The organism is Roseibacillus ishigakijimensis (assembly GCF_016595415.1).
Taxonomy (GTDB): Bacteria; Verrucomicrobiota; Verrucomicrobiia; order Verrucomicrobiales; family Akkermansiaceae; genus Roseibacillus; species Roseibacillus ishigakijimensis.
Genome location: NZ_JAENIO010000032.1, coordinates 26,033 through 47,963 on the forward strand (window position 1 = coordinate 26,033; position 21,931 = coordinate 47,963).

14 protein-coding genes and 1 tRNA gene are annotated in these 21,931 nt (G+C 61.8%); 14 read left to right on the plus strand and 1 reads right to left on the minus strand.

Going from position 1 to position 21,931, the window contains the following annotated elements:
- The first annotated feature begins 163 nt into the window (after positions 1-163).
- The 10 genes from JIN78_RS12100 to JIN78_RS12145 all read left to right on the plus strand — a co-directional run bounded on the left by JIN78_RS12100 (position 164) and on the right by JIN78_RS12145 (position 18,477).
- Positions 164-1,669: a right-handed parallel beta-helix repeat-containing protein gene (locus tag JIN78_RS12100; RefSeq protein ID WP_200392236.1), complete on the plus strand. Its 1,506-nt coding sequence runs from the start codon at positions 164-166 to the stop codon at positions 1,667-1,669.
- 134 nt (positions 1,670-1,803) lie between these two features.
- Complete coding sequence (locus JIN78_RS12105) at positions 1,804-4,293, plus strand: immunoglobulin domain-containing protein (RefSeq protein WP_200392237.1); 2,490 nt, start codon at positions 1,804-1,806, stop codon at positions 4,291-4,293.
- Between the two features lie 335 nt (positions 4,294-4,628).
- Positions 4,629-5,195: an ECF-type sigma factor gene (locus JIN78_RS12110; RefSeq protein ID WP_200392238.1), complete on the plus strand. Its 567-nt coding sequence runs from the start codon at positions 4,629-4,631 to the stop codon at positions 5,193-5,195.
- Positions 5,192-7,402, plus strand: a complete 2,211-nt coding sequence (locus JIN78_RS12115) for a serine/threonine protein kinase (RefSeq protein WP_200392239.1) — start codon at positions 5,192-5,194, stop codon at positions 7,400-7,402. The genes JIN78_RS12110 and JIN78_RS12115 overlap by 4 nt, the downstream gene beginning before the upstream one ends.
- A 141-nt stretch (positions 7,403-7,543) precedes the next feature.
- Positions 7,544-8,374: a PEP-CTERM sorting domain-containing protein gene (locus tag JIN78_RS12120; RefSeq protein WP_200392240.1), complete on the plus strand. Its 831-nt coding sequence runs from the start codon at positions 7,544-7,546 to the stop codon at positions 8,372-8,374.
- Positions 8,375-8,472: 98 nt separating this feature from the next.
- Positions 8,473-12,639 carry a 3-keto-alpha-glucoside-1,2-lyase-like domain-containing protein gene (locus tag JIN78_RS12125; RefSeq protein ID WP_200392241.1) on the plus strand — a complete coding sequence of 1,389 codons (4,167 nt, stop codon included), beginning with the start codon at positions 8,473-8,475 and terminating at the stop codon, positions 12,637-12,639.
- 143 nt (positions 12,640-12,782) lie between these two features.
- Positions 12,783-13,475, plus strand: a complete 693-nt coding sequence (locus JIN78_RS12130) for an NUDIX hydrolase (RefSeq protein WP_200392242.1) — start codon at positions 12,783-12,785, stop codon at positions 13,473-13,475.
- Positions 13,472-13,855 (plus strand): hypothetical protein, encoded by a 384-nt coding sequence (locus JIN78_RS12135; protein WP_200392243.1) that lies wholly within the window; start codon positions 13,472-13,474, stop codon positions 13,853-13,855. The genes JIN78_RS12130 and JIN78_RS12135 overlap by 4 nt, the downstream gene beginning before the upstream one ends.
- A gap of 114 nt (positions 13,856-13,969) precedes the next feature.
- The gene (locus JIN78_RS12140; protein ID WP_200392244.1) at positions 13,970-15,073 is read left to right on the plus strand and encodes an ADP-ribosylglycohydrolase family protein; all 1,104 of its coding nucleotides are present in this window, start codon (positions 13,970-13,972) and stop codon (positions 15,071-15,073) included.
- Positions 15,074-15,150: 77 nt separating this feature from the next.
- Positions 15,151-18,477: a rhamnogalacturonan lyase family protein gene (locus JIN78_RS12145; protein ID WP_200392245.1), complete on the plus strand. Its 3,327-nt coding sequence runs from the start codon at positions 15,151-15,153 to the stop codon at positions 18,475-18,477.
- 143 nt (positions 18,478-18,620) lie between these two features.
- On the opposite strand, the gene JIN78_RS12150 is transcribed toward JIN78_RS12145, so the two are convergent.
- A tRNA-Ser gene (locus tag JIN78_RS12150) sits at positions 18,621-18,710 on the minus strand.
- 112 nt (positions 18,711-18,822) lie between these two features.
- On the opposite strand from JIN78_RS12150, the gene JIN78_RS12155 reads away from it, so the two are divergent.
- The 4 genes from JIN78_RS12155 to JIN78_RS12170 all read left to right on the plus strand — a co-directional run.
- Positions 18,823-19,446 carry a hypothetical protein gene (locus JIN78_RS12155; RefSeq protein ID WP_200392246.1) on the plus strand — a complete coding sequence of 208 codons (624 nt, stop codon included), beginning with the start codon at positions 18,823-18,825 and terminating at the stop codon, positions 19,444-19,446.
- Between the two features lie 3 nt (positions 19,447-19,449).
- The gene (locus JIN78_RS12160; protein ID WP_200392247.1) at positions 19,450-20,739 is read left to right on the plus strand and encodes a lysophospholipid acyltransferase family protein; all 1,290 of its coding nucleotides are present in this window, start codon (positions 19,450-19,452) and stop codon (positions 20,737-20,739) included.
- A gap of 2 nt (positions 20,740-20,741) precedes the next feature.
- Positions 20,742-21,620 carry a mitochondrial fission ELM1 family protein gene (locus tag JIN78_RS12165; protein ID WP_200392248.1) on the plus strand — a complete coding sequence of 293 codons (879 nt, stop codon included), beginning with the start codon at positions 20,742-20,744 and terminating at the stop codon, positions 21,618-21,620.
- Positions 21,617-21,931, plus strand: a 315-nt coding sequence (locus JIN78_RS12170) for a YrbL family protein (RefSeq protein WP_234037967.1), incomplete at its 3' end; no start/stop codon positions are given. The genes JIN78_RS12165 and JIN78_RS12170, both read left to right, overlap by 4 nt.

Consider the following 21,931-nt stretch of genomic DNA (forward strand, 5'->3'; position numbering starts at 1 on the left):
CCGTGACCACCGCCGCCGAAGAACTCCTCAGCAAACTCTGCGCACAGGGAACGCCGGAGCCCGACGAGTAGGCCACTCACCCGTTCGGGGGAAGCGGTCGCTGCAAGATGGCGCCAGCCAAGCCGTTGTCCTCCGCCCCATCATCAGTTCCCGTTTTTTCGCCATGACCCCGCGACCAGTCACTCTCCTCGCCTTTTTCGCCCTCCTCACCAGCGTTCTCCCCGCCAGCGCCTATGACAATGAAGTCTGGAAAGAAGGCGGGCAGTATCACTGGAAAATCGACGGAAAAGAAGCCGGGCAATCCCCTGAGCTCCACCTCGCCATCAACCGTTGCCTCGCCCGGGACCGCAGCGTCCACGTCCTCACCGGGGGAGTCCTCAATGGCCCCATTTCGATTCCTTCCTGGAATGTCAAAATCAACTTTCACGGCCACGTTTTCATCCGCAATCACGGCGGCTATGGCATCGACAATGGCTGGGACGGGCTCGTCGTGGCCAACTTCTCCCTCGTCGGCGGCACCCACATGGGCATCCGCTCCAGCCGGGGTAGCAATCTCACCTTCTGGGGCATCAAAATCTACGGAGGCAGCATTGGCATGCGCATCGACAGCCACCCCAGCCGCCCCTACCAACGCTGGGTCCACAACTTGTCGATCTCCAATTGCCAATTCATCAACTGCGGTGGCCACGGCCTGGAGACCTACGGCATTGACGGCATCGAGCTCCAAGGAATCGTCGCGCGCAATTGCGGGGAGTGCGGCGTGCTGCTCAATAAAACCAAGAACGGCACCATCGGCACCGTGGACGCCTACAATTGCTCCTATCGCCACGGTTACGCCGGGCTGCGCTTTGCCAACAGCTGTGAAAACCTCCTCGCCGACACCCTCTATGCCGAACGTTGCGGACGCGGCTACTTCGTCCTCTCCGGTAGCCGCCATTGCCTGCTGCGCCGGGCCTACATCAAGGACTGCATCGACCAATGGGGCAAAGGACGCGGCATCTGGATGCAAAATGTGGCCGAGTGCGTGGTGGAGGCAGGCTGCAGCGACAGCGGCGTCTCCGCTTACGGACCGGGCACCACAGCCACTGTCACCCAGGGGGCCTGCGAGGGCTCCCGCAGCAGCTACCCCGTCACGGTCCATGAAGAAGCCAGCTTTGGCGGCTGGTCGGCAGGACTCGCGGTAGGGGGCTACTCGCGCGAAAAGCTGGCCGCCCTCGGAGTGGAGGAGAACACCATCTCCTCCCTGCGGGTCCAACCCGGTTACCAAGTCACCGTCTACCGCCACAATTCCCCCGCCAGCCCCTCCCAATCATTCTCCACCGATGCCGACAATCTGGCCCAGACCGGCTGGGACGATCGCATCTCGGCCCTCGGCGTCCACTGGGTCGGCCCGGTGGTCCTCTACCGCGGCAAAAACTACGAGGGCTGGGCAGTGGCCTGCCCCGAAGGCGATTACGACCTCGACCAAATGCAAGAAGCCGGCATCCAGAACGACAGCCTCTCTTCCCTTAAAATCAGCCCCGGCTACGAAGTGATCGCCTATCGCGATGAACTCGGCAGCGAGGACCACAAGAGCTTCCGGGGCGAAGTCCCGGACCTCGCCAGCGAAGGCTGGGAGGACACCATCTCCTCCTTCCGCATCCGCCGCATCAACAAAAGCTCACCGTAGGCATCACGAAAAAAATCTCTCTTCTGCTGTCCGCTTTGGGAAAGGGATTCCGTTTCTTCTGACTGAGGGCGATTTCTTCCCGGCTCCCCTGCCGAGGAAAAAGGCTGCCCTCCTCTCTCCACAACCCATTATCGATGAGACCCATTATCAGAACTCACCTCTCTCCCTCAACCGCGCCCCTACTGTTTCTCACTTCCAGCCTCCTCTCGACCACCGTCAGCGCGGAGTCCCTCGCCAGCGACCCCTTTCTCACCGGCGAGTCCCCGTCCACCGGGCAGTATGCCACTGCTCCCCTGACCGGACAAAACCCGGCCATTTTCGGCTTCAACAATGCCTGGGTGGGCAGTGGCACCGCCCACTCGGACACGGGCCTGAGCTACAGCGACCCCAGCTACGAAGCGGCCACCGGAGGAGCCGTCACCACCACCGCAGCAGGCCGCATCTCGCGTCAGCTCGACTCCGTGCTCAGCGACAAACTCGACATTCTTGCCGACGAGGTCGTCTACTTGAGCATTCTGGCAAACTTCTCCGGCGGAGGCGGAGCCTGGAACTACGCCGCTTTCGAACTGGGTGACGATCGCGACGACACGAAGAAAACCCTAGCCATCGGCATCGACGACGAAGCTCCAGGCGAGTTCATGTATCAGCTCAACAACGGGACGAAAACCTCTCTCGGCGTCCCCGCCGACGATGAGACCCACCTCTTTCTCCTCAAGTTTGAGATGAACGGGGACGTCAATGGAGACGCCCTGACCATCTGGGTCGACCCAGTCCTCGGGGGCCCGGGGGATCCTGCGGATGGGCTGGTCCTTACCGACCTCGAACTTCTCGATATCGACGACTTTCAAATCGGCTCCGGCGGACCCGGCAACAGCTTTGACGAGCTTCGCTTTGGCACCACTCTGGCAGCGGTCACTTTGGATGAGTCCTTGGCCGCTCCCAGCTTTGGCGGCTTGCCCGATGACTACTTCGGGGACTTTGGCGACAACGTCACCCTGACCATCCCGGTCAACGGCAAGCCAACCCCCACGCTGCAATGGCAATTTTCCAGCGATGAAGGAGCCGGAGATCCTTGGAGCGATCTCCCCGACCAAAGCCACTCCACCCTCACCTTGGCCGATGTCCGCCAGGAAGGCTTCTACCGCTTGGTAGCCAGCAACACCCAGGGCACGGCGGAAAGTGGTTCCATCCTCATCGACCTCGCCTATCCCTCGCCGACCGTCACCGTGCCCGCCGCCGTGGCAGGCCTCCTCGGCGAAGAGCTGACCATCCCTGCCAACGCCAGCGGACTAGGCTCCCTCTCCTATTCCTGGTATCGGCTGGAAGACGGGATCGAAGTGGAACTGGGACAAACGGGCTCTACCCTGACCTTCCCCTCCCTGAGTGCTTCCGACCTCGGAACCTATTTCGTAAAAGTCACCGACGACGGCAGCGGAGTCACCCCCCACGAATTGCCAGCCGAAACCTACTCGGCGGACATTCTGGTCGTGGAGGGCGGCCAACCTGCCTACGAGCCCTTCTTGATCGGCGAAGACCCCGATGCAGGCCAATACCTCGTGCAATCTTTCTCGGGACAAGGGCCGGACGTTCTCGGCTTCTTCGATGTCTGGGGCGGCGGTGGGGCCCTGCCGACCGCAGCGGCAGGCTCTCTCAGCTACTCTGACCCCAACTACGCTTCCCCGGCCGGGGGCTCCCTCCTCACCGGACAAGGAGGCCGCATTTACCGCCCTCTCTCCCCTTCCCTCTCCGGCCTCATGGGGGCCGGCGCCGAGGGAACCATTTACCTGAGCATTCTTGCCAACTTCAGCGGTGGACTCGGCACTTGGGGCTACGCGGCCTTCGAGCTGGGCCAAGATGGCTCCGACCCCCAAAAGTCCCTGGCCATCGGCATTGATAGCAGCATCCCGGACAACTTCATGTATCAAATCAACAATGGCACGAAGATGGATTTGGGGATCGCCGCCGATAGCGCGACCCATCTCTTCCTGCTCAAGCTAGACCTTCGGGCGAGCGATCCCGACACCCTCACCGTCTGGGTCGACCCCGTGCTAGGTGGCGGAGGCGATCCCGCCGACGGCATCGTTCTCACTGGCTTCGACCTCTTGCCGATCGAAGACTTCCAAGTCGGCTCCGGAGCAGCCGGCAACCAGTTCGATGAAGTCCGCATCGCCCCCACCTTAGCCGAAGTGACCAGCCTCTATCTGGGACCGGAGGGAGAGACCTTTGCTTCCTGGATGACTGGCTTCCCCGGCGTGGGCAGCGAGACCGCCTTTTCCGATGATGCCGATCAAGATGGACTCGCCAATGGACTGGAAGCCTTTCTCGGCACCGATCCCAGCGAGCCCAACGACAGCCTGGAGGCCGTGATGATAACAGAGGCCGGGCTGACCTTCCAGCACCCGCGCACAGCCACCGTCCTCCTCGACGTGCAAGCCAGCTACCAATGGTCCTCTGACCTGCAAAACTGGTTTGCCAGCGGGGAGGAAAGCGAGGGCTCCGCCGTCACCTTCCAAACCCTGGCCAACACTCCCGCAACCGGGACCAGCAGCATAACCGCAGAAGTCACAGGGGTGCCTCTTGACAAGGTTTTTGTCCGCCTCCAAGTGCAACAAACCGGAAACTAATACCACCTCAAGTCTTCATCTGGTAAAATGAGGGGACCTTTTTGCTGAGAAAATGCGCTACGCGGTCGGCCTCATCTTTTTGGGTTCAGGATTCCAAATTATTCGTTGCCAATCGGTTGCGACTCCGACATCACGCCATCTTCCCGCCTTAAACTTGGAACCCTGAACCTCGATCCTTTTACCAGCTAAATCCTTTCATTGGTATAAGAACAAGCCTTACCCCGGAAAAGCGCCTGGAATGTTTGATAGGTTTATCCAGGCGCTTTTTTCCCTTTTCGTCGCTCTCAACTTATCTCTCGACACTCTCACCCTGTTTTGCCTAGAAAAGGGTTCCCTTGAGTAACCTTGATCGACTCCTCTCTCATGCGAGCCAGGGCGGGGCAGCCCTTTCGGCCGAACTGCTCCCTCTCGTCTACGACGAGTTACGCCATCTTGCCGCCCGCCGCCTCTCTGGCAATCGCGCCGTCACGCTGCAAGCCACCGAACTGGTGCATGAAGCCTGGGTCAAGCTAAGCAGTGCCGATCTCCCCCTCTGGAACGACCGGGCCCACTTCTTCCGGGCCGCCGCGCTAGCCATGCGTCGCATCATCGTCGACCGGGCGCGCGAAAAAGCTGCTCTCAAACGGGGTCAGGGACAAGTCCCCCTCGACCTCAGCACGCTCGACATCGCCGCCGTCACTCCCGACGAACGCGTTCTCATGGTCGACGACGCCCTCACCCGATTGGAAAAAGAAAGCCCGGAAAGCGCCCGCCTCATCACCCTCAAGTTCTTTGGCGGCTTGACCAATGAAGAGCTCGCCGACAGCGAGGGGGTCGCCGAGCGCACCATCCGCCGCCGCTGGGACTTCGCCAAAGCCCGCCTCTACCACCTGCTCAGCGAAACTCCGCCCCCCGCCCCGTGAGCGACGAGATCGAGATGATTCTCTTTGAGGCGGCTGCGGCCCTGCCTGATGAAACGGACCGCCGCCTCTTCCTGGCCCACACCTGCCAAGATAATCCCGGGCGCCTGCGCCTCCTCGAAAGCCTGTTGGCCAAAAGAAAGGAAGCCGAAGATTTCTTTTCCTTCCAAGCTTCGCCCCCATCCCCCACAGCACGGAACGCTGCCCCCCTTGGCGAAGAAACCCTCGCAACCCACATCGGTCGCTACCGCCTCGTCGAGCGTCTTGGCTCCGGCGGCTACGGCACAGTCTACCTCGCCGAGCAAATCGAACCCCTGCAACGCAAGGTCGCCCTGAAAATCATCCGCTTGGGAATGGATACCGAACGGATGATTGCCCGCTTCAAGATGGAACGACAGGCCCTCGCCCGCATGGAGCATCCCCACATCGCCCGGGTCTTCGACGCCGGCACGACCCACTCCGGGCGCCCCTATTTCGTGATGGAATTGGTCGACGGAGAAAAGGTGACCTCCTTCTGCGATCGCGAAAAGCTGACTCTGGGAGAAAGGCTGGAGCTTTTCATCCAAATTTGCCGCGCCATCCAGCATGCCCACCAAAAGGGAGTCATCCACCGCGACATCAAACCCTCCAATATCTTGGTGCGTCGTCAGCAAGCCGGCACCCTCTTGCCCAAAGTCATCGACTTCGGTATCGCCAAAGCCGCCCATGGGACCAACGAGCAAACCCTCACTCTGGAGAATCCAGGCCAACTGCTCGGCACGCCCACCTACATGAGCCCGGAGCAAGCAAGCGGCAGCCGGGATATCGATACCCGGAGCGATATCTATAGCCTCGGAGTTCTCCTCTTCGAAATGCTGGTCGGGCAACCTCCCTTCGACTTTTCCTCCCCGGAGAACTGCAATGTGGAAGAGGTGCGCGCCATCCTCCGCAAGAGCGACCCTCCCAAACCCGCCACCCTCCTCGCCGCCCTGCCTTCGGAACGCCTCGCCGAACTCGCTGCTCTGCGTGGCACGACCGGCCGCCAGCTCATGGCCCGGGTGCAGGGGGACTTGAGCTGGATTCTGCTCAAAGCCTTGGAAAAAGATCGCAGTCGCCGCTATGAAACCGCCAATGGCCTGGCGAGCGACATCCAACGCCATCTCCAGGGCGAGCCCGTCTCGGCCGGCCCTCCCGGACGCCGCTACCGCCTCGGTAAACTCATCCAGCGCAACCGGATGACCTTTCTCTCCGGCGGCCTCCTCCTCTTCGCGCTCCTCGCCGGGCTGGGCACCTCATCCTGGATGTTTCTCAGCGAGCGCGAAGCTCGGCAGGAACAAAGCCGCCTGCGCAAAATCGCCGAAGAGGCCCGTCGCCTCGCCAGTCAAGCACTCGCCAACGAAATGGTTTTGCGCCGTCAGGCCGAGCATCGCGACCTTGTGGCCCAGGCGGCTTTCCAGCTCTCGCTGGGGGAGAGAAGCAAGGCTGAATCCCTTCTCAGTCGCATCCCCCTGGCGGAAATCCCCCCCTCCCTGGAGGCCGCCAACACCTATCGCACGCTAGGAGAGTGGCACTTCAACGAAGCCCGCTGGAAAGAGGCTGCCAAATCCTTCGCCGGGCTCGCCCGCACCCTCAGCGACATCAACCCCGCCGACTCCGAACAAATCTCCCGCCACCTTCTACCAGCAGCGGCCGCTCTCTGCTCAACCGGAGCCGATGCCGAATACGAAGTGTTTCGTGAAATGGCCGTGGCTCGCTTTGGCGATAGCGCCGATGTCCACGTTGCCGAGCAAGTCCTCAAGGCCACTCTCCTGCGCCCAGCCAACGAAAGACTCCTCGCGGCCATCACTCCCCTGGCGAATCTGGTGGAAAACCACCTGCGCACCGAGGCCCCCTCTCCCGAAAATTCGGAAATCTATGCCTGGCGCCACCTCTCGCTCTGCTTGCACTCCTACCGTCGGGATCAACCCGCCGATGCCGCCGCCTGGGGCCGGGAAGGATTGCGCTTCGCCGGCGAAAAGACCTCGCGCGATGCCAGCCTCCACTTCCTCCTCGCCATGACCGCCAGCCGTTCCGGTCAAAGCGCCGAGGCCCGCTCCCACTTTCAGGAAGGACGACGGCTGATTGCGAAGGAATCCACCACCGAAACCATGACCAACAACGCTGACGGCTATTGGTTCGACTGGATCAACGCCAGTCTTCTTCGGGAAGAAGCTGCCGCCCTCCTCCCCTGAATTCACGCGAGCAAAGAAAAAAGGAAAATTCAAGCCCCCTACCAAGGATTTTTCCTTTTTTGTCCGTTTCCGCGCCCCAATTCCGTTTGTTGGGAAGATGGCAAGCTGTTTCACGCTCGCCTCACCTTCAATCAGAAACCTATGAAAAGACAAATCCTTGATCGCAGCCTTGGCCTCGGAGCGCTCCTGACCCTGCTGGCCCCCTCCGCGCAAGCAGCCCTGCTGGCCAATGACTCCATCCTCACCGGTAGCAACCCCGCCGCTGGCGAATATGACTCGACCTCTGCCATTGGTGGACAGAATCCAGAGGGCCTCGGCTACAACAGCGCCTGGTCTGGCTCCAGTGGAGCCATCGTCTCCGGCCTGAGCTACAGCGGAAGCGGCTACTCCGGGGAGGAAGGGAGCGCACTCCAGACCACCAGCGCTACCCGCTTTGGCCGGAATATGGATACCGACCTGGCCAACGCCTTCGCGGGCACGGGCACCATCTATCTGAGCTTCCTCGCCAGCTTTGACGGCAGTTTCTCTTCCTGGGCTGGTTACGCCGCGTTCGAAGTCGGAGGAACCGATTATAACGACCCCAACAAGGCCCTCGCCATCGGCGTGGACGGCGGCGGCTTGGCTGGGAACTTCATGTATCAGGTCAATAACGGCACCAAGACCTCGACGGCGATTCCCTCGGACACCAACGTCCACCACTTTCTGGTCCGTTTCGATATGGATGCAGCGGGCACCGACGATTTAACCCTCTGGATCGATCCCGTCCTCACTGGAGCCAGCGATCCCGCAGGCGGTATTTCGGTAACCGGTGAGGAGCTGTCCATTGACAACATTCGCCTCGGAGCAGGCGGAGCCGGTCTCACCGTGGATGAGATCCGCTTCGGCACCGACTTGGCCTCCGTGGTGCCCGAACCCTCGACAGCTCTGCTCAGCCTCCTCGGCGTCCTCGGGCTCATCCGCCGCCGTCGCTAGTGCCATCTCTCGTTCTCGTTGACCTCCTTTCCGCAAACACAATCCCATAACCAACCACGCCGGGCGGGCTTTCGCTAGCTCGCCCGGCCTTTTGCCACATGAGTCTTCACCGCACCCTGCTCGCCGCGCTTCTCATCTTCGTCGGCCCGACCTCGCTCTCCGGTGAGGACTTGACCGAGGGGCTCACCTTCCGCCTCTACGACATTCGCGAGGAGATGGACCAGCTCTATCCCCTCGTGCCCGGCCAGACCCCCAATGTGGACGAAAAGCGAGACACCATTGATTGGTCCGGAAGCGGGGACTTTGCCGATTTCTCCACCGAATTCATCGTCACGGCCACCGCCAGGCTCTCCATCCCCACCTCGGGAAGCTACCACTTCCGCCTCACTTCCGACGACGGGGCCGAACTCTGGCTCGCGGAGGAACTCGTCATCGACCATGATGGCGTGCATGCCGCCACCTCTAAAATCGCGACCGTGACTTTGCCCGAAGGCTCCCAACCACTGGAAGTCCGCTACTTTCAGAACGCCGGTGAGATGAGCCTGAAGCTGGAATGGCGCAAGCCGGGCGACGAGACCTTCGCCCTCATCCCTGCCACCCAATACCTGACCCCTTCCTTCGTCACCCGGGTCGTCGCTCCGGGCAAAAAAGAAATCATCACTCCCGGCGATGGCACCCGCCCGGGGAAGGGCGCGCCTCTGGCCTCCGTCCATCCCGAGTGGGAGGTCCAGTCCATTCGGCCCGCTTCCTTCCAGCCCCAGGTCGGCGCTCTCGCGGTTCATCCCGATGGCCGCCTCTTTGTCGCGACCTTCGAGCCCAATCAATTCAATTCCTCCGCCCAACCCAGCTCGCCCAATGGCAGCATCTGGGCCCTGAGCAATACCCTCGGCGACAACCCGGAGGCCGTGGAAGTGAACGAGGTCGCCTCCGGGCTCTTCGAACCCGCCGGAATGACTTTCCACAAGGGCGAACTCTACGTCAGCCAACGGCTCGCTCTCACCCGCCTGCGGGACAACGATGGCGACGGCTTTTACGAGAGCCACGAAACAGTCAGTAGCGGCTGGGACTCGGACAACTATCACCACTTCCACTTCGGGCTCATCACCAAGGACGACTACGCCTACACCACCCTGTCCACCAGCATTGATTTCAACTCCACCGGGCTCAATGGGCCCAATCCACCCTATCGCGGGACCTGGCTGCGCACCAACCTGGTGACCGGAGCCAAGGACTACCTCGCTGGTGGCCTGCGCACCCCCAATGGCCTGGGCTTCGGCCCCGGAGGCGATATCTTCCAGACCGATAACCAGGGCTCCTGGCTCCCCGCCTCACGCCTCAACCACCTCCGCCCGGGACGATTCTACGGGCACTACAATTCCACTGCGCGGGGTGGCTCACCCAGCCTCTTTGCCGAGGAAGATCCCTCACCCGCCGCCATTTATTTTCCCCAAAACGAGATCGCCAACTCGCCCACCCAGCCCCTGCTCATCCCGGAGGGACAGGATTTCGCCGGCGATATGCTTGTGGGCGAACTGACCCTAGGCGGGATCCGCCGAGTCTCTTTGGAAAAAGTCGCGGGCCAGTGGCAAGGGGCCGTCTACCGATTCACGCAGGGCTTCGAAGGCGGCGTCAACCGGCTCGCCTGGGCCCCTGATGGCTCGCTCTACGTGGGCTGCATGGGGTCCTCCGGCAATTGGTCTTGGAACGGCACCACCCATGGCCTCCAACGCCTGCGGCCCCGGGAAGACGCGACAGAGCTCTTCGAGATCGATCGCGTGGAGGCCACTCCGGAAGGATTTCGTTTGCGATACACCAAACCCGTCCCCACCGCCGTGCTCGCCGACCCGGCAAACTTTGCCGGGCAACACTGGACCTACGCCCCCAGCGCCAGCTACGGCGGCGCGAAAGTCAATCAACGCCCCCTTACCATCACCGCAGCCACTCCTGCCGCCGATGGCAAAAGCGTGGTCTTGACCATTCCCGACCGGCAGGCCGGCTACGTGGTCCACTTGCAATCCGACCTCCTCTCCACGGAAGGGGAAGCCATCTGGTCCAGCGAAGCCTGGTATACCCTCAATCACATCCCCGGCGCCGATATCGAGCTCCACTTTGCCAGCGCCAGTCTCTTTGAAAATCAGCCTGCCGGGAGCCTGGCTGGGACCATCGAGGCCCAAGAAAAGGATCTTCATACTCCCCTCACCCTCTCCCTACCGCCCGGGCAAGCCCACAACGCGGAGTTCACCCTGGAGGGCAACACCCTCCGCACCCGGCGGGCCTTCGACCACGAAGTGAGTCCCACTCTCTCTGTCGTCATCCGGGCGGCCACCCCCCATGGGGCCTTTGTCGAAGACACCTTTGCCATCACCATTCAGGACCAGCAAGCAGAGCATAGCCCCCACCGCCTGCTGCTCTCCAATGCCGTCCTGCCACCACAAAACGAGGCCGGCACCCGGGTGGGCCGCCTTCTCTTCGACGACCTCGACGCCGGGGACCTGACGCCCGGCCCCGGGGTGAACCCGGCCGGAGATGCCCCCGTCTACGAAGGCTTCGCGTCCCCCGCAAACCTGGCTCTCTCCGGACTCAATGGCGGCTCCGGCTTTGACGGCCCCTGGAGCAGCAGTGGAAACGGAGCCACCCTGTCCTCCGGTTCCCTGAGCTACCGCGACCGCCACGGCTTGTCGCTGGCGACCAGCGGACAATTTGCCCGGAGCTCAGCCAGCTCCCGGAATCACCGCCCCCTGGCGCGCCGCTGGGGGCAGGAAAACGAGGTGACCTACCTCAGCTTCCTGGCTGCCCCCGGGAGCAACAGCTTCTTCTGGGGCATCGAACTCTGGGACGGCGCGGCCCAGGACTCCCAGCGCGTTCTCCAAGTCGGCAACGAGAGCGGCTTCGGCGTGCGGGTGCGCAATGGCACCAACAAACTCTTTCCGACCAACGACAACGAGAGCCACTTCTATGTCATCCGCATCGACCACCTCCCAGGCAATGACGAGGTCTCGGTCTGGCTCGATCCCCCTTTGCCTGCCGAACCAGCCAGCCCGGACCTCTTCTTCAACGGCTCCGAAACCGGGGGCAACCTCTCTTTCAACCGACTGGGATTCAGCGACTACCTCGCGAACTCCTTGCCCGCTGTCGACGAACTGCGCATCGGTCTGGATTGGACCACGGTGACCCCCACCTCTTCTCGCGGGCCCCTCTTTGAACGAGTCTCCGGCGAAGGAGACGCGGACAACGAATCCTTTGAAATCATTGCCGACCAACTTTACACCACCCAGCCCCTTCCCGAAGGCTTGCACCGCCTGCGGGTGCGCCTCACCGACAGTGCGGGAAACAGCTACCAGCAACCCCTAGTCGTCTGGGTTGGCACAGGCCATCTGGATAGCAACAACGACGGCATTCGCGATGGCGATGCAGCCCGCCTCGGCAGCCATCCACTCGACGACCTGACCCCGGGGGCCTATTTCGGAGGGAAAGAAGGGGAGCCCGCCCTCTCTTGGCAAGGCGAGGGGGAGAGCTTCCTCCTCCAGTCCCCTCTCTTGCCCGGCCATCACTACTGGCTCGAGTGGTCACCCAATCTGGAGCACTGGCAGCCACTTCCGGAAAGCTTCGCCTCCCCGGAGGACTTTCGGTCCCTCCCCTCCACCTGGCAGATTCGCCCCCCCTCCGAACCGCGTCGCTTCTGGCGCCTGGCCGGTGGCTGGCCGGAGAACCCCGCCGCCACCCCCCTCGCCCACGGTCTTGCCAACCTCACCTTCGTAGGCGGGGACTCCCAGGGCTGGCACTACGAGGAAGCCACCGGCATCCTCAGCCAGAGATCCACGGACCCCAATCCCGCCGAATGGCTGCATTTCGGCGCCACCGTAGACGACTTTCTCCTCAACCTCGAGTTTCGCCTCACGACCAACACCAATTCCGGAGTCTTTCTCCGCGCGGCCGACAGCGGAGCCCCTTGGGAAACCGGGATTGAAATCCAGCTGACCCACGAGCCGCGCGAGCCCATCCATGCCACCGGCGCGGCCTACGGGCGCATCCCCGCCAATCCAGCAGTCGACAACAGCGCCGACCGCTGGCACCGGCTCGAGATCCTCCTCCGCGACCAGCACCTGAAGGTCACCATCGACGGTGTCACCTGCCTCGACGAACCCGACCTCCCCCAGACCTACCCCGATTTCTCTTGGCCCACCTCCGGCTTTATCGGTCTTCAAGACAGCCACAACGCCAGCGGAACCATCGAGTTCCGCAACATCCGCCTTCTCTCCTTTTAGTTCGCCCCGCTCTCTTCCAGGCGGCTGAAAGGCAGCGGAAAAGATGGCCCGCGCATCCTTCAGCCGCTCTCTTTATTGCTTTTAGGTGTAAAAAAGACACCATCTTTCTTGACGTGCGTATTTTTTACACTTAAAAGCTTTCCATGCCGCACACCTACGACTACCCCCGCCCCGCGCTCACCACGGATTGCGTGGTCTTCGGGCTGGATGACGATGATGTCAAAGTCCTCCTCATCAAACGCGGACTCGCGCCCTTTAAGGACAAATGGGCTTTGCCCGGAGGATTCCTCCGCCCCGAGGAAGACCCCAATGCCTGCGCTCGCCGCGAGCTCGCCGAGGAGACCGGCCTGAGCGGAATCTATCTCGAGCAACTCTCCACCTTTGGCGACCCCAAGCGCGACCCGCGCGAGCATGTCGTCACCATCGCCTACTTCGCCCTCGTCAACCTCCTCGAGCACCCGCCCACTGCCGACACCGACGCCAGCGACGCCGCGTGGTTCCCCTTCGACGAGATCCCTCCCCTCGCCTTCGACCACGCGGATATTCTCCAGACCGCGCTCCAGCGCCTCCGAGCCAAGATTCGCTACAGCCCCGTTGCCTTCGAGCTGCTCCCCGACCGCTTCACCCTCCCTGAAGCCCAGCACCTCTTCGAGCGGGTGCTCGATACCACCCTCGACAAGCGCAACTTCCGCAAAAAACTCCTCAAGCTCGGCATCCTCCTCGAGACCGATGAAGTCCAACAAGACGCCGCCCGCCGGGCCGCCCGCCTCTATCAATTCGACCGCTCCTCCTATGACGACCTCCTCTCGACCAACCCCGACCTCACATTGCTATGAACAAAGTCACAACTCTCTACCGACCGATTGGGGAGCGAGAACATTTATTGCTCAAGAAATGCGGATTTCGAAAGTGGCCACCTCGACTCCCCGAACAGCCAATCTTCTATCCTGTGACAAACGAAGATTATGCCGTCCAAATAGCCCGAGACTGGAATACGAAAGATTCAACAAATGGAAATGTCGGCTTTGTGACTAGGTTCGATATCTCTTCCAAATACCTTTCTCGATTTGAAAAGCAAACCGTAGGAGGACGCCTACACGCTGAATATTGGATTCCAGCGGAAGACCTTGACGAATTTAATGAACACATCGTCGGCCAAATCGAAGTTATCCGAAAATTCACTCCAGAGGGCGAAGTTCCCGCTCCACGGAAATAGCTCCTAGCCAGACCTATCGAACTCATTGTCAACATTTCGATCGACTCCACGACAGTCCTCATCTCAGTGTTCCAACCGGCACTCTCACAAATTTCGCTAGGCTAAAAATCTGCCATGACCACTGAAGAACATCTTCACGGCCTCCTTCTCGGCACTGCGATTGGGGACTCTGTTGGATTGCCAGCAGAAGGCCTCTCTCCCCGCGCCATCGCCAAGCTAGGGTGGGACAAGACGTGGAAACAGCGCTTCTTTCTGGGTCGAGGCATGTGGAGCGACGATACGGAGCACACTATCATTCTGACTCAGGCTCTGCTTGCGTCCGACGCTGATCCCAAGGCATTCCAAAAACGCCTCGCCCGCGACCTCCGTTTTTGGCTAGCCATGCTCCCGGCGGGAGTTGGGCTCGCGACCGCGCGTTCGATCTTCAAACTCTGGCTTGGAATCTCACCCGACCGTTCAGGAGTTTTCTCTGCAGGCAATGGCCCGATGATGCGTGCCGCACCAATCGGATGCCTCTTCTCTGGGAGCAACAAAGACCGCCTCATCTATAATCGTCACCAAACCCGCATTACCCATTCCGACCCAAAAGCCGAGCACTGCGCACGAGCCATTGTCGAATTGACTGCGTTGTTTTGTCAGTCAAATGAAGCCCCCTCTCAAGAGAAGTTGTTCGACACTCTTCTAGCGCCAGAATCATCAGATGAGTTCCGGGAGTTGATAAACTGCGTTCGCAACAACTTGGCAGCTGGCGAAGACCTTGACGCTTTACTTTCGATGATTGGCGCTCGCCCGAAAAAAGGCGTTTCCGGCTACTGCTTCCACACTCTAGCCGCTGTTCTTCACTGTGGTATTCGCCACCAGTGGAAACCCGAGCAGGCTCTCCCCGCCATTTGGTCAGCGGGTGGAGATACTGATACCAGCGGAGCCATTCTGGGGGCACTTTGCGGCACTCTCCATGGAGCCTCGTCTTTTCCTGAAAATTGGTTAGCCGCCATTGCGGAATGGCCCCTTACACCTTCAAGTCTCAGCCGCTTGGCTGACTCCGTGGCTGCCCCAGAGCCCCTCACGATTCGCCCTCTCTTCCATCCTGCCCTTCTCTTTCGTAACTTTATTTTCCTACTCATCGTCCTTAGCCACGGATTCCGCCGCCTCCTTCCAATTCTCGGGAAATCCGAGCTCTCTGCCTCAGCGACGCGAACCCTCCCCTCCCCCGATTGAGGGATTTGCGCAGGCCAAGAAAGAACGGAAGCGGTTCGTTGCAGCAGCGACTCCTCCCGTTCCTTAGGCTCCTGACGATGAAACTATTCCCTCTTTTACTGCTCGCCTGCGGGCTCTTGCTGCCCCAGCTGTCCGCCCAAAGGCTGATGGAAGACCTCGACCGGGGCACGGTGGCAGTGGCAAGCGAGGGCGGGGTCTTTCTTAGCTGGCGCCTCCTGGCCACCGAGCCAGCGGAGACCAGTTATCACGTCTATCGCGATCGCCAACGGGTTACGGAAACCCCCATCAGTGGGGCGACCAATTGGTTTGATAGCGAGGGAAATACCGCGAGCAGCTACCGCATTGCGGCGGTCATTGAGGGAAAAGAGCAAACCCTCTCCCCACCCGTCACGGTTTGGAATGGAAACTACTTGGAAGTGCCCTTGGATCGCCCGGCCGGAGGCACCACCCCTGACGGAGATTACGACTATAGCCCCGGTGACCTCAGCGTGGGCGACCTCGATGGCGATGGCCAGTATGAGCTGGTGTTGAAGTGGAACCCTTCCAACGCCAAGGACAATTCCCACTCCGGCTACACGGGTCGGGTTTTTCTCGATGCCTATGAACTCGATGGCACCCGGCTGTGGCGAATCGACCTCGGGCCCAACATTCGGGCCGGAGAGCATTACACCCAGTTCATGGTCTACGACCTCGATAATGACGGCCGGGCGGAGGTGGTTTGCAAGACGGCCGATGGCACCACCGATGGCCGGGGACAAGTGCTCGGCGACAGCGCCGCCGATTGGCGCAACGGCAGCGGCTACATCCTCTACGGGCCGGAATATCTCAGTGCTTTTGATGGCCAGACCGGGGGCTTCATCGATACCGTAGACTACCTCCCCGCGCGGGGTTCGGTCTCCAGTTGGGGCGATAGTTACGGCAATCGCGTGGACCGCTTCCTGGCTTGTGTAGCCTACCTCGATGGGCGCAATGCCAGTGTGGTGATGTGCCGGGGCTACTACACTCGCAGTGTCCTCGCCGCTTGGGATCTGGTCGATGGCGAGCTCCACTTGCGCTGGATCTTCGATAGCAACGATGCCGGCAATTCCAGCTACGCCGGGCAGGGCAACCACAACCTCAGCGTAGCCGATGTCGATGGCGACGGGCGCGACGAAATCATCTATGGCTCCTGCACCATCGACGATGACGGCACGGGCCTTTACTCCACCGGGCTCGGTCATGGCGATGCCCTGCATGTCTCCGACATGGACCCAACCCGGCCGGGGCTGGAGGTCTGGATGCCGCACGAGACCTCGGCCAGCGGCTCCACCTATCGCGATGCGGCCACCGGAGAAATCATCTGGGAGCACGATAACGGTGGCGACGTGGGACGCGGAGTGGCCGCCCACATCGACGCCCGCTACCCCGGCTACCAATTCTGGTCCTACGCCCAGGGTGGCGTCTACAACACCGCCAACGAGCAGATCAGCGACCGCTCCTCCGGCACCATGATGGCCTTTGTCGTCTGGTGGACGGACAGCTTGCAGCGGGAATTCCTCGCCTCCGCCGGGGGCTCGGGAGGCAATCCCATCCTCGAACGTTGGACCGGCGACGGCCCCGCCCGCCTCTGGAGCATTTACAACGAAGGCGGTTCCTACGACACCCGCAGCATCAATGGCACTAAGGCCAATCCCTGCCTCTCGGGTGACATTCTCGGTGATTGGCGGGAAGAAATGATCTTTCACTCCAGCGACAATCGCAAGCTCCGCATCTTCACCACCACCGCGCTGACCAACCACCGCATCCCCACCCTGATGCACGATGCGCAATATCGCTTGGCGATGGCTTGGCAGAATGTGAGCTACAACCAGCCGCCCCACCCCAGCTTCTACCTGGGAGCCGGAATGGAGACCCCGCCCCATCCCGACATCCGCCCGGCCAATCGCGGCAGCGCGGCCGAGTATCTGGAATCCAACGGCCTTCTCTCCTTGGAAGCGGAAGAGGGCGACCTCGGGGCCCGCTGGGTGACGGGAGCCTCCCCGGCTGCATCGCGCAAAGCCTTCCTGGAAATTTACCCCGATTTCGACCACGTCGGCTCCACTCCGGCGGGAGAAACTTCCCCCTATCTCGCCCGCTATCCCTTCCACCTCTCCACCCCCGGCGCCTACCGCTTCTGGTTTCGTATGCTCTCCACCACCACCGAGGACGACTCCTTTTTCTGGCGCATCGATGGCGGTCCCTGGAATTTGGAAAACAATCGCCAGAACGGCTGGTTCTCTCGTGAGGTTGCCGAGCTGACTGAGCTGGCCACTGGCTCCCATGTGCTGGAGATTGCCGGTCGCGAGAATGGCACCCGGCTCGACAAATTCGTCCTTCAGCAAGAGGGCCATCCCGACCCGAGCGGAACCGGACCAGCGGAGAGCCCCCGCCGCGACGAACGGGCCCCCACCGCTCCCCTCTGGCTGACTGGCAGCCCCTCCGCTCGCTCGGTGCACTTGTCCTGGCTCAACAACCGCGAGGCCGATTTTGCAAGCTATACGGTCTATCGTTCATTGGCTGCCCACGAGCCCGGCACGGCCATCGCCACCCATCTCACCAGCGAGAGCTTCCACGATGCCGACCTCCTGCCGGGGCTGACCTACTACTATTCCGTCAAGGCCACCGACACGAGCGGCAATCTCTCCCCCGCCAGCCTCACCATTCCCGTGGCCGTGGTGGAAGAGCGCCGGGAAGAAAATGGCATTCTCGCGTTGGAGGCGGAAAACGGCGGACTCGGCGCTCACTGGCTCGTGGTCAGTGATCCTATTGCCTCACAAGGCAGCTACCTTACCATCGACCCCGCCCACAACGCCATGAGCGAGCTCCCGGCAGAGGAAGGCGACGCCTTCCTCGCCCGCTACCCCTTCCAAGTCACCAGTCCCGGCGACTACCGCTTCTGGTTCCGCATCCTCTCTGACAATGGCAGCGACGACTCCTTCTTCTGGCGCCTCGATGGGGGCGAGTGGGTCTTGGAAAATAACCGCTCCGGTCAGGGAGAATGGTTTGGCACCGACGGTCCCGACCTCGATTCACTGGGAGCCGGTCACCATCTTCTGGAAATCGCTTTCCGCGAGAATGGCACCCTTCTGGACAAGTTCGTCCTGCAAATGGACCACCTTCCGACTCCCGTGGGAGAGGGGCCGCCGGAAAGCCCGATCGCCAACTTTCCGCAATTGCTCATCACCGGACTCACCCCGGAGGGGGGCTTGGAGTTTACCGGAACAGCTCTCAGTCCCAGCCTCCACTACCGCTTGATGAGGAGCACCAGCCTCGCGGATTTCACCGAAGAAGTCGATCAGCAAAACAGCAACACGGGCGAGGCCACCTTCATCGACCCCCAGCCCCCGGAGACCCGCGCCTTCTACCGTCTGCAGGCTGTTGAGTAAGTTTTTGCGGAGCAAAATGGCGGACAGTGTGGGATTGCCTGCGCTGCGCTCCGGCTGTCTCCAGTCGCTGCGCTCCTTCCGGCTCAAACTGAAGTTCTCATCCCACTGTCGCCTACGGCGAGAGAGCATTTTGCAGAGCAAAATGGCGGACAGTGTGGGATTCGAACCCACGGTGACGTTGCCGCCACACCCGCTTTCCAGGCGAGCCCATTCGACCACTCTGGCAACTGTCCGTTAAGAGCGGGGCGCGGACCCTACAAACCATTCCCGCAGCTGGCAACCAGAAAGTGTAAAAGTCTGCAATCCGTATTGTCGAGGTAGATAATCCCACTTAGCGTAGCGTCCTTGCCAGTGGAAAAAGACAAACCCAACTGGGTGGGAACCCTTGCCAGCTCGGCCCTCGTGGGACTGGGCTCGGTGCTGGTGCTCTTCCCCGCCTGGCTACCCAGCACTTCGCCCAGTGGGGTGGATTTGGAGAATTCGGCGGTAGAGATCCTGCAGCTCGCCCTACTCACCGTCTCGGTGGCCATTCTCTGGGCCGCCTCCGCCCATGCCGGCCGCTTCCGCCCCATCTACCAAGGCCTCGCCCTCGGCTGTCTCGCCGCCGCTATCGGAGAAGCCCCTTGGCTGGGTGACTTTTTGCCCTTCGACGAGGATTGGCTCCTCGTCCCCACCTTGGGCGGGATGGCTTGGCTTTTCATGAAAAACACCCGTGAGTCCCTCCGCTTCATCGGTCTCTCTGCCCGGCACCCCGCTTCCGGATTCATCGCGGCCGCCATCATCATCATCTACGTCTTCGCCGATTTCTTTGGTTCCAGTGCTTTCTGGGAGGCCAGTTTGGAAAGCGAAGTGCCCCCGGGGCTGCCCAAGATTTGCTCGGCCTATCTCGAGCTTCTGGCCTGTTACTTCATTTTCGTCGGCGTGGTGGGGTTCACCCTTCCCCTCCGCCGGGGCAAAGACAATCTCTGACCCATGCCGCGCCGCTACCCACTCTCCAAGCGCCTTTCCTGGCGGATTGAATACGCGGGCTACCGCACCATGGAGGCCCTGCTGCGCCTGGTGACGCTCCCGCTCATCGACCGCGCGGGCAGCGTGCTGGGAGCCGGACTCTACGCCCTCTCGCCCCACTACCGCCGCCTGGCCATCCGCAATCTGCGCCTCGCTTTCGGCGGGGAAATGACCTTGCCGGAAATCCGCACCCTCGCCCGGCGAACCTGCCAGCGCACCATTGCCAACTTCCTGGGCACGCTGAAGACCACCGTGCTACCCACCCGGGCGGTGAGCCGGCAAGTGAGCTTCTCCGGCTTGGAAAAGCTGGAAGCGGCCCTCGCACAAGGACGCGGGGCCGTGCTGGTGCTGGGCCACATGGGCAATTGGGAAATCCTCAATCGCTTGCACCACTTTTTGCCCCCGGGCACTCCCGCCGGTGGGATTTACCAACCGCTTAAAAATCCGCTGGTCAATGCTCTCCTCCTGCGCAGACGCGAACAGGATGGCTCGCGCATGTTTAGCAAAAAAGGCGGCTTCCATGGTCCGGCGGGCTTCGTGAAAAGCGGCGGACTGCTCATCGTGGTGGCCGACCAGAAAACCGGGCGCGCGGGCACCGCCCTGCCCTTCTTCAATCGCCTCTCCTCCCTCTCCCCCCTCCCCGCCCTCCTCGCCCGCAAAGCCGGAGCTCCGGTGCTGGCGGCAGGCATCGAGACCACCCGGGCGGGCCACTGGCGGGTCGTTTTCCAACCCTTGCCCGAAAAACCCCGCCCCGAGGAGATCCTTTCGGCCCTGGAGACCCTCATCCGCCGCTCCCCCGCCGATTATCTCTGGCTGCACGACCGCTGGCGGCTCAGCAGTCGACGCCCGCTTTCCCTCCGCACCAAGAAGCGCAGCAGCCGCGCCTTTCCTGACACCCTGCCCCTGCGCGTGCTCCTCCTCGCCCGCGAAGAGCCCGACCACGAGACGCTGGACGATTTCCTGGCCCAGCGGGCAGAAGGTGATTTGCCCCTGAGCTTCGAGACCCTCGCAAGTCCCCACCATGCGGATTCCGACGACGACACCTGGGTCTCGGCCACTCCCGAGCAACTGACCGCCCTCATCAACCGCCTCGATCAGGAAAAAAGCCACCCCCTGGAGGCCGTGCTCGTCCTTTCCGACGACAAGCTTTTGCAACAGGCAGCCCAGGCCAGCCGGGTGCCTGCCATCCACCGCAATGGCCAGAACCTGCCCTTGCGCGACTTTCTCGCCAAGCTCTCCGCCCCCTCCGACTGACCATGCAGATTCTCATCCTCAGTGATGGCAAAAAAGGCCACGAAAACCAGTCCCTCGGCCTGGCGGAGGCGCTTTTGCGGCGGCGCGAGGGCCAAATCGAGCTTCTGAATCTCTCCCAAGGGACTGGCTTGAGCCCCCGGAAAGCCGACCTCGTCATCGCCGCCGGCCACCGCACCCACCCCTTTCTTCTGCAACAGGCCCGTCGCAATCGCTGCCCTTCGGTGGTGATCATGAAGCCGACCTTGCCCTCTTTTCTCTTCACCCGCTGCCTCATTCCCGAGCACGACCTCAAGCCCGGCAAAAAGAAGCGGGCCAACCTCATCGCCACCAAGGGAGCACTCAACCGCATCCCGGAAACTCTTCCCCCCAAGCAGGGAAAAGGCCTCCTCATGCTGGGGGGAGCGAGCAAACACTTTCGCTGGGAGGGCGAGCCCGTGCTGGACGCAGTGGAATCCGTGGTGCGCGCCCACCCCGAACTCACCTGGACGGTGGGCGACTCCCGCCGCACGCCCCCAGGGCTCCTTGCCCGCTTGGAAGAACGGAACCTCCCCCTCACCCTCGCCCCCCATCAGACCAGTGGCGGCACCTGGTTGCGGGACGAAATGCTCGCCTCCCGGGTCGCGTGGATCACCCCCGACTCCACCAGCATGCTCTTCGAGGCCCTCACCGCCGGTTGCCGGGTAGGCACCCTCCCACTCCCCGCCTGCGGCACCCGTCTTTCCCGCGCCCACGACCTCCTCGTCAACCAAGGCTGGGTCACTCCCTTTTCCCCTCACAACAGCAGCATCCCCCTCCCGGAGCCACCCGCCCGACTGCACGAAACCGCCCGCTGCGCCGAGCTGCTGCTGCCAGAACTTTGTCCTTTGCCCCCACAAAAATGAAACTCCGTAAAACCACCCATCCGATCTCCCTGGCGGGACAGTCTCCCTTTGCTTCAGGGGGCTTTCGCGACATCTATGTTCACCCCGGACATCCCGACCGCTGCATCAAGGTCTGGCGCGAAGGACGTAGCCCCAAAGAACTGAAGGCCAACAAGCCTCTCCTCCGCCGCTGGCGCAAACTCCGCCGTAGCTACGACGAAAACTACCTCGATTTCTACTGCATGAAGCGCATCGAACGCCTGCAGGACGACTCGGTCTGGACCTTTATCCCGCGCTGCCATGGCTATCTCGAGACCGATCGAGGCCGGGGG

Excerpts from the sequence above, each read along its gene's own strand:
- JIN78_RS12165 (WP_200392248.1), top strand. The coding sequence starts at position 20,742 with ATGCAGATTCTCATCCTCAGTGATGGCAAAAAAGGCCACGAAAACCAG.
- JIN78_RS12130 (WP_200392242.1), top strand. The coding sequence starts at position 12,783 with ATGCCGCACACCTACGACTACCCCCGCCCCGCGCTCACCACGGATTGC.
- JIN78_RS12145 (WP_200392245.1), top strand. The coding sequence starts at position 15,151 with ATGAAACTATTCCCTCTTTTACTGCTCGCCTGCGGGCTCTTGCTGCCC.
- JIN78_RS12160 (WP_200392247.1), top strand. The coding sequence starts at position 19,450 with ATGCCGCGCCGCTACCCACTCTCCAAGCGCCTTTCCTGGCGGATTGAA.
- JIN78_RS12120 (WP_200392240.1), top strand. The coding sequence starts at position 7,544 with ATGAAAAGACAAATCCTTGATCGCAGCCTTGGCCTCGGAGCGCTCCTG.
- JIN78_RS12125 (WP_200392241.1), top strand. The coding sequence starts at position 8,473 with ATGAGTCTTCACCGCACCCTGCTCGCCGCGCTTCTCATCTTCGTCGGC.
- JIN78_RS12135 (WP_200392243.1), top strand. The coding sequence starts at position 13,472 with ATGAACAAAGTCACAACTCTCTACCGACCGATTGGGGAGCGAGAACAT.
- JIN78_RS12140 (WP_200392244.1), top strand. The coding sequence starts at position 13,970 with ATGACCACTGAAGAACATCTTCACGGCCTCCTTCTCGGCACTGCGATT.
- JIN78_RS12100 (WP_200392236.1), top strand. The coding sequence starts at position 164 with ATGACCCCGCGACCAGTCACTCTCCTCGCCTTTTTCGCCCTCCTCACC.
- JIN78_RS12105 (WP_200392237.1), top strand. The coding sequence starts at position 1,804 with ATGAGACCCATTATCAGAACTCACCTCTCTCCCTCAACCGCGCCCCTA.